The organism is Deltaproteobacteria bacterium, assembly GCA_015233135.1.
GTDB lineage: Bacteria > UBA10199 > UBA10199 > JADFYH01 > JADFYH01 > JADFYH01.
The window spans coordinates 1-13665 of sequence record JADFYH010000046.1 but is presented as its reverse complement, the minus strand read 5'-3'; the positions used below and the strand labels follow the sequence as shown (position 1 = coordinate 13665).

Below are 13665 nucleotides of genomic sequence, written 5' to 3'. Positions count from 1 at the left end.
CAAAACAACACCCCAAACAAGAAGTGATTGACTTTAGAAAAGAAGAAGGCAAAGGGAAAAAAATAGAAATCAAGAAACTTCTCGCCTTATCAAAAAAAACTACCCCCAGTAATTAAATGCATCTTTTTAAAAAAAATAATGACTTGTCGCAGCATTTTCCTCAGCACTCAAGGATTAGGTCTGAAACTACTCCATCCTTCGGACAGGGGGTCTCCCCCCGAGAGGTCAATTTGCATGCCTTCCTGCCGGTTCCACACGTGTGGAGAAGTTCCGTTTTCGATAAAGAGAGCGGGGATGTTGAGGCGAAAGTGCGGACGTAAAAGACCTTCGCGGTCGATGGGATTTGAAAAAAAACAGGCCTCCATGCCCTGGATTTCGCTTTGTTCATTTCCATTCGTGTTCCGAAAAGTGCGAAAGGATTGGAGTGAGAAAAAATTGTCCGGACATTGTTCCCGGCTCGAATGCAGGCTGGGGACAAACAGGCGCAGGGTTGGGGGAGTGGGCAAGAGCCTGGGTAGCTGATAAGAGCCCAGGGCTAGAAGCAGTCGATGATAACGTCCGCTGACGGGCGCAAAAATACTGAAGACGCCACCGCCTTCAATGTTTCGAATTTGAATGCCCTGCACTTCTGTTTCGAGCAAGGGGCTGGAGCTTCCGGTTTCCTGCATGAAGCGCAGATGGGAAATGCGGTCTATGTTGAGTTGGGCACTCTGTATTCGGAAGTCTGTTTGGATGCTTTCATTGTAACGAAGGTGTTGCAGGGTATGATCACTCACCCGGGGATCTTGCGTGATTTGGGTGTCTCGAAGCAGGGCCGCAAAATGAAGAGGGTGATCGGTTTCCGAGGCGGAAGAAAGATCAAGAGTGTGACCATCAAATAATAAGTGAATATTCCCTTCGAGCAATACCTGTTCCAGGGAACCCCGAAAATAAAATCCGGGAATATTCAGGTGGTGGCCAAAGTTTTGCAGACGACTCAGTTGCAAACGAAGAGTTCCCTGCCAATCGAGATTAGCCTGATAGGGCTGGGTGTCTTCAAGATGCAAATTCCCTCGAAAGATTCCGTTGAGTTCTCCGGATTCTACCTCAAGATTTTCCAGATAGGGTCTGAGTTGCAATCGGGTGCCCTGTTGAATTTGTCCGTGGAGGGCAAAATCGATGCTGGCATTTCGATGTCCTTCGAGGTCTCGTTCAAAGTGGAAGCTCAGGTCCTCAAGCTGGGCTTGTCCTCGAAAATGAAGTTGGCTGCCCACATTGTCCGAACCCAGCAGGCCTTCATAGTCGATTTGTGAGGCAGACACCTGGCCAAGGGAGGCGTTAAACCTTGTTCCGTGTCTTTCCAAAAGTAATCCCGAAAAAGAGGCTTCCTGAATTTCAAAATGCTCCTGATCGGGGTGTTCTCTGGATCCCAGGGTGATACGCAAATTTTGGCTTTCTCCTCCGGGAATTTCCAAAATTTGCGAGGGCCCGTTTTCTGCTTCCCCCTGCCCCTGAGTTCTGTTTTGCGGATTGAAACGCAGCAGTGGTAGTCGTCCCCCGCTTATTTCGAGCGTCAGGGCCTGAGCGCGGTCTCCCAAACCCCCATTTTCGAGCTGGGTTCGTACTTGAAGATGACGGGCCTCACTGTGATGAAAGACCACTTCGGTGTGGGCAAGAATCCAGTTTCTATCGAAATGTTGCGCCTGCATTTGTTGTATATTGGGCAGTAGGATCTCGATCTGTTCTGCCTGCAATCCATCCGATTGAAATCGGGTCTTTCTCTCCGGGGTTTCAAAGTCGATCGCAGCCACTTGGGCTCGGTGAATGACAATGCGTGGGCCTTGCCGTGGATCTTCCAGAGGAATCTCTATCCCCAGGCCCTGAGCCCGCAGTTGGTCTATTTCCAAATGAAAGGGGGCCTGAGTCTCTTCGAGACTTCGCAGCGAAAATTGGGGCTGTAATATTTGTAAGAGGATATTTTCGGGATCTCCCTGAAGGAGCAGACGATTTTGGCTGAGGCGTGAGTGATGATTCAGAGTGAGTTCAAAACCCTCTTGTGAAATTTGTCCCGGCCGTAGAATAAAGTCTCCTCGCACTTGGGCGGTTTCGAAATCAACCAAAGGACTGGGGTTGGGATTGTAGGTATTGGGGGCTTGTCTGGGGAGCCCTTGTTCCCAGAGAGGGGCCAGCAAGTTTATCCAGTCTTCCAGGTGTCGGGGTAAAATCTGGCTGGAAATTCCAAGGCTTTCCAGCAGTGGTGGAGCCAGGTCTTGTCCGTTCGCCCTTGCAAGGGGCGTGGTCAGGGGATCGAGGGCGAAGGTGTCTCCTTCGAAACTGAAACGGGGTGAAAAAAGGGTGGAGGTGGAGACATAATCGCCAGGCGCCTGGGCCTCCGGGATGTTGGTGCAGACAAATCCATCGGCATCGCTGGCACAGCGTTCCAGCCGTGGATTGGAGGAATGAAAATCTTCAATGGATGAGGGATGCAAAAGTGTGATTGCTCCCAATCTTGCAGAGAGCGAAGGGTCAAAGTTGAAAGAAAAGTGGGAGAGGACAGGGGCTTGTGTCAGCAAGTCGGGATGGATTTCAATCCGCAAATTGGCCCGGGTGTTGGCTGCGGTACAAAATAGCTCGGGTCCAGGCCCTTGTCCGATGGGTCTGCTTTCGGCGTAGCGGCAAGAGGCGTTGCCTGCGTTGATGGTTAATCGATGGACTTCGATCAGGCCGGAAAAAATCCGCTGACTTACCTGTTGTACCAGATGGGTGAGTGGATTTTCTATGGCTGGGGGAGGCAGAGGGGACGGGCTCATCCAGCGATAGTCCAGGGGACGGGTGAGCAGACTTCTTCCCAGGCTCTGAAGTGCAGAAGCCGGGAGATTCAAATTTGACGGAGGCATTGACGGGGAGAGCTGAAGGGTCTGTATTCCAAAGGTTCTAGAATTGGAAGTCGGAATATTAGAAGCTACAGTCGTGTTGTAAATTTGAAAACTTGGGGAGAGTCTGAGAGGTTCTGAAAACAGTCTGGGCCAGATCATGGTTGAACTCCTGAACTCGATTCAAATTGATGGACTCGATTTAAAAAATCCTGAAAATTTTCACGTCGGGCCTCGGGCGTGAACCCCAGATGATGAAAATAATGAAAGAGTTCTCCATCAGAAACCAGATTTAAACCCAGAAAGGTATACACCCATTTTCTGGAAATATTGCCCTGAAAAAGAAAATCTCCCAGCAGGTTTTGCTGTGAAAAATCTACATGATTTATGCCTGCACAAAATGTGGCGGATTGAAGCAGCGGATCGGGAAGCAACAGTGCCCGTTCTCCTCTTAAGAGAACTTCGCCGTTGAGACAGAGTGGAAAATAATTTTGCAAGGCCTCTCCCGGAAGGAGGCTTCTGTTTGAGGAATGTCTTTGGAGGAGGCCACTGCCCAGATTCAATCTTCCCGAGCCTTGCAGGTTTCCATGAAAATCAAAACTTCTCACAGTGGGATGAGGGTAAGGAAAAGGAAATTCGCGGGCCTGCAAAGAGAGGTTGAGATTTCGATACGTGATTTGCGAATTCGCTTCTGAATAACTTACTTGCAAACGGGGATTGTGTTGCAAGTGGACATCAATAATTCCCTGGGGAATCTTCGTCCTTGGGTCCTGACTCGAGTTCCGCGAATCGGTGTGCAAATCCAGTCTTCCAATTTCAAACTGATGTTGCGAATTTGCCGCAATTTGATGGTTGGCTTCAAAGTGAAGTTCAAGACCTCTCAAATGAATATAGGTGTTCTGCAAAAAACCATCCCATTGAGGAGCGGAAAAGTTGAGTTGATAAGAACGGGAACAGCTGCCTTGTGCCTTGCTTTCAAGTCTCAGATCTGCGTTCACCTCATGAAGAGGTTCGTGAGCCTGAAGTTGTATGTGGAGACCGACCGACGAAAAGGCTGTATCTTCTGGGGGGCTGTTTTCAAGCAAATCCCGGTCATCCAGGCTAAAAATTCTTTCTGTGATACTTTCTGCAACTCCTGCCACCGGGATGTCTGCCTGCAGGTTGAGGGCGTGATAAGAGGGAAGTTCCGGTAAATGAAGTTGTGGAGCCGAGAGTTTGAGTCGGAAATGCAGCTTATGATCTTCATCTCTTGAAGCTTGAACGCTTATTTGTGAGCCATTCATCCAGCTTTCAAATTCCCCAGGGCCTGTTTCGAGTTCGAGCTGCAGTGGATCCAGCTGAAAGAAAGCAGCAGTGAAATTGGGAACAAGACTTCCAGAAACATCCCTTTCGAGAGGAAGGTTCAAAAGCAGATGGCTGCTAACTTGAAAAGTTTGTTCCCCCACACGAAATTGGATATTTTCCAATTGGAGGTTGGCTCGCAGGCTATAGTTTCCGCGGGTTATTTCCTGGAAATGAATGCCAGATTCAAAGGGGATTCCGTTGGCAGTTATGCCTTCGCCTGCAGAAATAGTTCCCCCCAAAATTTCTATGGGGGGCATTTGCGAGGCCTGAGTTTGTCCCAGAGGGCCAGGTTCTAGATGGCTATAAAAATGGGGGACATGAATTTGCAGGGGAAACAGAGAGGCTACAATTTCCGCATGGCTTCTTCCCAAGTCCAGCCAGCCAGGGATTGTCATCTGGGACAAATCGGTATTCCAGTGGAGTGTGGGATTTTCAAAATGTCCCTGAGCATAACGGAGCTGGGCAGAAAAAAAATTGGAAGGCAGGGTATAAAACTGCAGCGACAAAAAGGGAAGATTGAGGGTGTAGGGCCTGAAACGCAGGTCAATACTTCCTTCTTCGATGTAAGGCTGAAGCTGATTTTCGACCTGTTCAAAACGATCGAAAAAGGTTGCGGAATTTTGGAGCTGTCCATTTCCCTGTCCCGATCTGACCCTCAAGGTTTGGAGATCTGTCCAGAGACGATCGATTTCCAAAGCCGTGGGCACCTGATTGTTTCCCAATTTTTCGACCAGTTCGCTCAGGTAGGGGGTTTCCCTCGTGGCCGGAATAAGACTGGCCAGGCGGTGCATCGAGTGCAGCAGGTAGTCATCGGCCGCGTTAAAATTTGTGCTGTTTGATCGAAATCCTGTTTGTGGACTAAAGTAGAATTGAAGATTGCCCAGAAGATGGACGGGGGAAATACGGAGCAGAGGATCTTGTCCCAGAAAAATCCGGCCACTGTCCGCAAACAATGAGGCCTCTATTCTTGTGTTTGCAGCCAGGAAATATCGGAGGGCTCCGAGGTCACTGTTTTCCTCATAGGGATTGACTCGAGCGTGGATCTCCACATCTCCAAAAGAAAAGGGAAGGGTTTGTCTCTGGTTTTGTTCAGACCTCCAGGCTCGAAGATGATTCTGGTTTCTCCAAGTGCTAAAGTTTTGTGGGTTTTGGGAGAGGGCAATCAGCGGTCGGTGCAGCTCAGCCGGCCAAAAGGCTTGAGCCGAACAAGTGCTGCTTTCTGTCCTTGGGCTTGGGTGGCAATTGACGCAAGGCGCTCCGCTGGAAGAATAAATTTCTTCGGGAGTTCTATTGCTACAATTTGGAAATAATAGGTCTTCCCAGCCCATGCCGAATTCCTTTTTAAAAGTCCTGTTTTAATTATTAGAGGATATTTCTTACCTTTGTGCTCCCCAGAAAATTCGCGGAGCTCCGGGGTAGGCGGCAGAAATATTTGAATGGGGCAAATCCATCCAAAAACGAAGATGGCGCTCGGCGGCTTGCCAGATTCTAAAATATGGGAGCTGCAAAATTAAGTGAGCATTTGGATTTTCGCGATTGAGAGAGATATCTAATCCCTGAATAAGAAATTGTTCTAGTCGGATGGGGGATTGGGGTGAGTTCGGAATTCCGACAATGACGTTTATCCGGGAGGCCTCGAGATGATTGTCCGGGTTATTCGGGTTATTTGCCTCTTGGGGCTGAAGAAGAACCTGATAATTTTGACCCCTCAGGGTGGCTCGAGCCATTCCGCTGATATCGCTGATTCTGGGTTCTCTCAAATCCGCCTCCCAAGCTTCTCCGTTATCTCGTCGCCGTCGAATAAGACGATTCAGGCCTAGGGCTAAAGTTCCGGCAAGATCATTGTGACTGAAAGGAAGCCCCTGTCTCACGCTCAGTGCAGAATGGGTTAGGCTAAGGCTTACCTGGATGGGAGAATCGGTGGCAAGTTGGGGTAATTGGGTATTTGTAGGATCGGGGGCATTTTCAAAATCATCCAGGTTGCAAGCCGAGCCGAAATTGCTGCGACCCGCCACATGGATTTCATCATTCGAGACATAGGCACAGGCGTCGTTGGAACTGGCGGAAATATCTTGAAGTTGGGCATTGAGGGCTAGTGGGAGATCCAGATGAGCCAGATCGATGTGTCCATCCACCAGATTAAGACGCATGGCCCCCGAAAATAAGGTGCGGTGCTGTAGGGCTTGGTCATTGTTTCCCCTGCCGAAGCTTCCATGACTTTGTAAGTGCATGGCCTCTACGGCGCTATCTTCCCCGATATCGATGGAAATATCCTCATTGAGGAAGGCGACAGAACCGGGTTGAATGTTTCCATCGACGTCACAATCGAGTTTGTAGCGTGCAATTCCTTCTTGTCTCAAATCGAAGCGAAGCTGAACATTGCGGACATTGCTATTTCCCTGCAGCACAAAGTTGGTGCGGGTTGCTTCGGTGGGAGAAGTTTGAGTTGGAATTTGAGTTTGAGTTGCCTGAGAGCCTGAGGCGATTGTAGGAGAACCACTGCGAAGCGTGTCCGGGCAACTTCTTCTTGTGCTTGCCGCGCGTGAGGTGTTTTCGGTTGGATTCAAACCCTGGGAATTATAGTTCAGTGAGCCATCCATGTGAATTTCAGAAAACAGCGTGGCAATCTGATTGTAAGGGAAGTAACTGACGTAGTTTCGAACTAAACTATCCTGGGCATGGATATGCCCCAGGTTTCTAAAGCTGACGTCGATGTTCCTGAATATTGCCTCATCCAGGCTCACTTTTGGAATTCGATGATGAGCGGGGTTGTTGGTTCGATAATCGTGGATGAGAGGTTCAAGGTTTCTGAGCAGTTCAGGATTGTGAAGATCAAGCGCGGTGAGATTGAGGTGATTGATTCTTCCCCCAAAACCGCGCATCAAAAAATTGTTTTCCCGGTATTCGATTTCAAAATTTCCATTCAGATGAATCCCATCCATTTGAACTTCGCATTGGGCTAGAAGTTCCTGCCAATGGTTGGCAAGCTCTGTGACAGAAAAGGGATGGCTGGGGCTGGTTCCCATGATGCGTGCCAGGCTGTGCAGGGAGGGAACACGGATATTGATCTGGTCTGCACTGCATTCATTGAGATCCAGCCGAAGATTCCCGGTATCCAGGTGGAAATTTCTAAAGCTGGGTCGGGCAATACGGATTTGAATGGGGGTCTCCGAGGTCCAGCGATCGGTGCCCAGGTCACGAATGAGATCCATCAGAGACGGCCCGATTACATGCACTTCATCGGCAATAAAATTGCGGAAATTGAAGCTCTGATTTTGGGGACTACAATCGGGGCTGCTGAAAGAGAGGGCTGCGCCATAAACCTGCAAATGACTCTGGTTGGCGTTTAGCCGGGTGAACTGGTTACCATGGTCGTAAAAGGCTGAGTTTTGGGTGCTGAAACTAATGTGATTTAAGCTTGCAGGGTCACGGTGCGGGCTGTTTTGCCGTCCGAAATTGAGTGCTAAGGTTCGATAATAATTCAGGCGACTTTCTCGTAATTCTCTTTCGTCCTGGGTTTCATGCTCGGGTTGCCGGGACAAGCTTCGAATCGCATTTTGGGTTTCTGTTCGAAGTGCATTGTGCCTGTCCAACTCAAGTTGTGATCCATCGGGAAGTGGATAGGCGTGAGCCTCGCTGAGCACATCGAGTCGCATCGATTCGAGGGGCCCGGAAATCAGTGGAGGGTTTGGGCTTCCCGTTTCAGTATGTGTTCTTCGATATTCTTGTCCAAAATCCCAAAGGTATGCTGCAGCAATGTTTTCCACAAAATCGCGTAGACGCATGTACATGGTGTTGGTGGGCAGGTTGTGTTCCCGATAAAAGTTTCGGTCAAAACCCTGGGAGGGCCAAAAACCATTGATGAAGCCGGCAATGTTTTCACGAGCTACCCCCTCGACGATTCCATTAAAGGAGTAGCGAAGCACCCACAAACAGGTTTCCACCGATTGACAAATTGCTACGCTGCCATCCAGGGGAACAGGCCGCGGATCCATGGGGTCAAAATCTTCACGGTCCGGAAGGGGTACTCCTGCCAGCATGCCAAAGAAACCTCGTAGACTCAGGACAAAAGAGCCCAGGGGCATGGGTGTCCTTCCCGAGATATCCAAGGGCCTGCGAGTGGGGTCGTGATCATCTAGATAGCCCACAGAAAAATGATTCAATACAGGTTCGCCATCCAGATTTCTATCTGGTCTTACCGAAATGTTGATATCCACCCGGGTATTTCTTTCGACGGAAACGGTGGCCCCATTGGGGTCGCTGGTGCCATCTTGTCTGAATTCTGAATGGCGCGTGCCATCCTGACCCAGATTTGAAAACAGATTATGCACGTTCAAGTCGAGGGCGCGAATGTGATTCATGAACTCCAGAATCAGGGGCACATAGCGTTGAAAGCCCTCCAGAGGACGAGCGGGATTCAAATTTCTCCTCCAGAAGGTTGAAATATTTTGTGTGGGTTGCCCCAGTAACGAAGCCAGACTGCGAGCGGGTTGGCTGTTTGCCCCTGGTGAGACAGGGGTTGAAACGGGGCTTGGACTTGGCACTGTCGCGCTAGGCAGAGGATTTGCCGATGGAGCTAGTGAAGGCCCTGGGTTTGTCTGGGCAGCTCCCGAAGAAACATGCAATTGCAGTCTGAGAAAGACGCTCATTGGAAAATCCTTATGCTGAGCGGCCAAGAAAATTGAATGTTATTCGCATCAAATATTCTTGGAGGGGCTGAAACTGGACTCAGGACCGGGCTTGCTTCATGACCTTCATAACCGGGCATGGGTTCAGGAGGGGCCAACAGTGTGTTTAATCCTGCCAGAGGGGCAATGAGATGGATGTGAATGTTGGCCAGGGTATTCTGTACGCCCATGCAAATTTGGGAACCGAGTGCCAGTATCGTTTGAGAGGAAGGATGAACAGAGCGGGCAGGCAGTGAAACCTGGCCTTGCACACAGAGGTTTCCACTTCCGGAGGCTGTAGAATAATTTTGTCTCAGGGTTCCATTCCAGCGTGTTCGAACAATTGCAGTCTGTGCAAGCAGGCTAGCAGAAGATCCAAACATCAGTTCAAGAGGGAAGCCGGCATATCGCCCCCAATCGTAAATGGAGAGCATCTGTGCATTGAAATTCCCATTCAGGAAAGCAGAGATTCCATATTGATGAATGCCGGCAGCAAGGAGCTCGGCCGATAAATGGGCATGGGCCGTTCCATTCTGAATTTCCAGATGATGGCCAGAGGGGGTGAAATTGACGTTTCGGGTGGTCCAGTCAAAATCACCCTCTCTCAGGCAGGCCCGACTTTGAGTGCTAAAGTCCAGGCTGAGATTGGGCTGGGGGTGCCTCCCTATCCAGGCATCCAGGTGGGCAATCAATGGATTTAGACTTCTAGGAACATCATAATTTCCAAACAGGGTTTGGGTGCCTATCGCTCGAAAGTAGAAGGGGTCCAGATGCCAGCTTGAAATATTTGTGTCCTCCGGGGGATTAAACAAAGTTTGGGTTGAAACAGGCCTGGCGAAATCCTGGGTGAAGTGGTGATAGAAATAATTTTCGATAGGGGAGTGGCCCCCCTCAAAAACCTCACTGCCATTTGAGTAGGGGTGTGGGTGGTAAAGTGTTTCTTGTCTTTCCTCGAGTAACATGGGGAAAAAACTATTGAGATGATTTTGACCCGATTGAATGCTTAAGGCGAAGCCAGGGCCCAAATGATCTCGATGCAGAATCTGTTCGGGGTGGATATCAGTAAAAACTAGCCTTGCCTCCTGCATTTGCAGGAAGGGAAAGGGCCCGGGGACATTCAATCTGAAATTTCTAAAGGAGAGGTAAATGCTTTCTGGAACCATTTTGGGAGGACCGTCTCCGATTTCCAGGGTGGCCCCGAGCAGAACTTGTCCATGAAACTCCACACCGTTTTTGAGTTTTAAATCGAGCTGCAGGTTTGCCCGAATTCGATATTGATGAGGATTACTTTCGCTTCTTTCCAGATGAAGCCCTGGAGGAATGGGATAGGGAATTTCTTCTCCCGATTGCACGGGGCTTCCATCGGTGAGTCGTAATTCTTTTATGCCTTCATTTTCCACAACCTGAAGTTGTATTTGATTGATCCCCACCAAGAGATGATCTTCGTCTCCTGAAATTCTAAAACCACCGGGGGCTAATTCCATGCCGTTGGCCAGCCTGGCCAAACTCCAGTGGATGACATTGGGTTCATCGGTCCAAAGATTCAGTGTGTCCGCAATATTGCGGGGCTCGAGACTATAGTTGAGATGAAGATTCAGGGGGTTGTCGCTGTCGAATAAAAAAAGATTTTCCGCATAATAAAAATCGTTTGTCCTTAGATATAAAGCTCCCTGGCTGCTGGGAAAAAGAGAAAGGATGTTAAACCCTCCTGCGCTTGAGGCAGAGGGGTTTGGGGGCGCTGTGGGGGTATTGAGTAAATCGTTCAAGATAGAATCTGGTCGCAGCTCTTGAGCCACCCCTTGAGTCTCAAAAATAGCGGCCAGATCCCTCCAGCTATTTGCCTCTCCATCGGGGTAGATAAAATGGCTGTGTATCCATGCTGCCGCAAGGTTTCTCAGCCCCGCCTGTGTCATTTGGACATTGGGAGTTCCAAAAAGGCAATTCAATATGCTCCAAAGCTCCCCTTCCAAGCGCAGACGTCCTGCCGAGTTGAGTTGGAGACTGGAATCTCCAAGGCCCAGCGTGGTTCCCAAGGCATACACACGCAGCAATTCTTCGGGGTGGCTGCTTCTGAAGAGGGCCTCATTTCCACGGTGTTGGGTTTCAAGCAGAATAGTTGCGTCCGGATTCAGGTACAGTCTTGGAGACAAGATCCCCCCCCAGGCGGCAGGAATAGGATCTCGATTAAATTGAACGAACACCCTCAGTCCATATTCCAGGGGGTTTACAATCAGTTGCTGAGGGGCTTGCTGCCTGGCTTGCCTTTGTGCTTGGATCCTGTCAAATTCAGCCAGCCATTGGTGAAAACGGGGCGAAAGAGCAGAATGACTTCTGTTTAGGGATTCGCCCAGACGAATGAAGGCAGCAGGAGCATGATACGCATCCGAAGTTAAAGTTGGAACCGGACTTGCTGCAGTTGTGGGTCTGTTGTTTGTGGGCTCTGGCGCAAACATAGGCGTAGCGCATGCTGGAAAGAGTGCTCTTTGAACAAGATCCTGAATGAATTCCTGAAGATCCATATTAGAACCTTACTCCTCCATTGATCGAGGGGCTGACTTCCGTTCGTCCACTTAAGTCGGACCCTACATAGACATTGAGTCCTGCAAAGGGATACATCCCCGAGGGAGCGGCGGGTCTTCCCAAGGCATATTGCCAATCGATTTCTCCGCCAGCGCTGATTCTTTGTGGGTCTATCGGGAAAAGATTGACAATTCCCCTCACGCTTAGGGTCCAGGAGCAGACGGTGATGGCTGGGGGAGTAGCCGTCGCAGAGCGTCTGACATAGTGCTGGTTTTGAGGCAGGGTGCTGGAGTCTGGAACATAAGGTTGATAGGGGTTCAGTGCCATGCAACTGGAAAGCGAATAGCCTGCCCCCACACGAAATCCAAAATTGTCTCGGCCTAAGCCTAGAGCTTCCGGATGATTCAGCGCAAAGGTGCCTGGGGCCTCTGCGGTAAGACCCAGCAGTGCCGTGAATTGGTGTCGAAGATAAGAAGGAGGAGTATATTCCGCATCCCCTAGGGTTTGAGTTTGGCGAACATAGGGCGGGTCGGTCCCCCCCCAGTGGTTGGTCAAGTCGAGTCTTGCCAGCGGGTAACCCACTAAACCCTGAGGGCCGCTCAAAAACTGGTAACCTGCTGACATTGAAAAACCAAGATTTTTCCAAAAATCCATAAAAACTCCTATCGAGGGTTTATCAGCATCCCTACACCTGTTCCAAAGGCATCGGCTACGCCGCCTACTTGCCGGGCTATTCTTGATTTAAACAAGTCTCCTAGATTAAAAAAACTGACATTGAGCATGAAGACAGGATTTGCGAAATCTTGATCCACCAAAACTCTTAGTCCCAAGGCCGCACTGGTTGTGGGAATAGAGGGCATATGCACCGTATCGTTAAGACAGGCCGAGGCAAAAGGAGGGTAGAGATAGGCCAGGACGGTAGGGGACAAAGGATTACAAATCGATTGATGAGAATCGAATTGAAGAGTTACTTCCAAGCCTATGATTAAATTTCTATTTTCTGGTCCGTTCAGCACATCTATTCCTGCAAGGGGGGTTACTTGCAGGCGCGTTTCAGGTCTCAGAAGGAAGTTGACACTAGGGCCCCCTAACAAGATCACATTGTTGTCTCTAAAACGGTTCCAACCCAAACTTCCCTCTAGTCCAAAGTTGATACGGCCTGGCAGGTTGGTCGTTACTGCCATATCGACATTGGTGTAGGCATGCCTTTGCCCAGAACCTGGTCGAACGAGGGAAGCCATGTTCGCAAAATAGGGGTTGCTCCAGGTTTGAAAAGTGGTGAAACGCAGGGGAAATCGACTGCGGGTTTGTTCCAGATCACGCGCTTCGAGTTCTATCAAGGCCCTGGGAGAGCTGGGGCCTTCTCGGGTATCGTAGTGAACATCCTGCTCGATTCTTTTCCTGTAAAACTCAATCGCGGCATAAAGAAAGGCTCTTTCATCGGATGAGAGATTTGTATTTGGGCTTGGGTTCTGAAACAGGGCCGTGATTCTATCAGCAAACCGTTGAGCATTTCTTTCACAGATATGACGCGCTTCTGACGCAGTATGGCCATTGGGATCCCCATATCCCTGGCTGCGGTCATGGTTCTGGGCCTGAGTGTAGTGGCTTCGAATAGTTTGCAGGAGTTGAGTGACGAGATTGCTGGGTGGATGAGACTGGAAACTCTCAGGTACCTGAGGAGGCGGCAGTGCATGATCGTTTTCTACTCGACAGGGGTTGTTCGGATCTTGGATGGGGGCATTCTCTTCAAGATAAATTTGTGGAACCATCTCTGATCGGGGGAGGGTGTGGGCATGATAGTCACAAAAGTAACTGTTACTGGCTTGCAGTGCAGAACTGAGTTGTCGTCCTGAAATGCTATTGGCTCCGTTGACGAGATTTTGTAATTCTATGGCAAGTCTGAGATTGACTTCATAATTGTCGTGACGCCGGGGATGACTGGGGAGTGAACTGCGATTCAAGTAATCGAAGACCAAATCCTGTCTTTCGTTTGCAGGGATAAGGTCGGCCGAATAAACTCTCGCAATAAAATCCAAGTCTCGTTGGTCTAACACCAGTGGATTCATCCTCCCGTCCTTTCCTTTATTTACAAGGGCTTTCCCTGATTCCTAGAAAGGGTATCGGATGAACCCAGAAAATGTTGCTAAGAAAATTAAAAAAGGATGCATTTAATTACTGGGGGTAAAAAAGAGCAAAAAGTAAGGAAAGTTTAATTTTGCTTAGAGATAAAAAGAAGGCGAGGATTTCTTGGTTTGAAAAGGACAAGAAAGGAGCCTCGC

The 13665-nt window shown here is 49.4% G+C and carries 6 protein-coding genes; all 6 read right to left on the bottom strand.

Annotated elements, in window-relative coordinates; all coding sequences use genetic code 11:
* Window positions 1–167: 167 nt before the first annotated feature.
* The 6 genes from HQM15_11470 to HQM15_11445 are packed head-to-tail and all read right to left on the bottom strand — an operon-like array spanning window position 168 to window position 13452.
* Entirely contained in the window at window positions 168–3014 is a 2847-nt protein-coding gene (locus HQM15_11470) for a hypothetical protein (GenBank protein MBF0493382.1), read from the bottom strand.
* Window positions 3011–5524, bottom strand: coding sequence for a hypothetical protein (locus tag HQM15_11465; protein MBF0493381.1), 2514 nt, complete (start codon window positions 5522–5524; stop codon window positions 3011–3013). Before HQM15_11465 ends, HQM15_11470 begins: the two co-directional genes overlap by 4 nt.
* Window positions 5525–5572: 48 nt before the next feature.
* The gene (locus tag HQM15_11460; GenBank protein ID MBF0493380.1) at window positions 5573–8845 is read right to left on the bottom strand and encodes a hypothetical protein; all 3273 of its coding nucleotides are present in this window, start codon (window positions 8843–8845) and stop codon (window positions 5573–5575) included.
* Entirely contained in the window at window positions 8842–11382 is a 2541-nt protein-coding gene (locus HQM15_11455) for a hypothetical protein (protein ID MBF0493379.1), read from the bottom strand. Before HQM15_11455 ends, HQM15_11460 begins: the two co-directional genes overlap by 4 nt.
* 1 nt (window position 11383) lies before the next feature.
* Window positions 11384–12037, bottom strand: a complete 654-nt coding sequence (locus HQM15_11450) for a hypothetical protein (GenBank protein ID MBF0493378.1) — start codon at window positions 12035–12037, stop codon at window positions 11384–11386.
* A gap of 8 nt (window positions 12038–12045) precedes the next feature.
* Window positions 12046–13452: a hypothetical protein gene (locus tag HQM15_11445; protein MBF0493377.1), complete on the bottom strand. Its 1407-nt coding sequence runs from the start codon at window positions 13450–13452 to the stop codon at window positions 12046–12048.
* Between the last annotated feature and the right edge of the window lie 213 nt (window positions 13453–13665).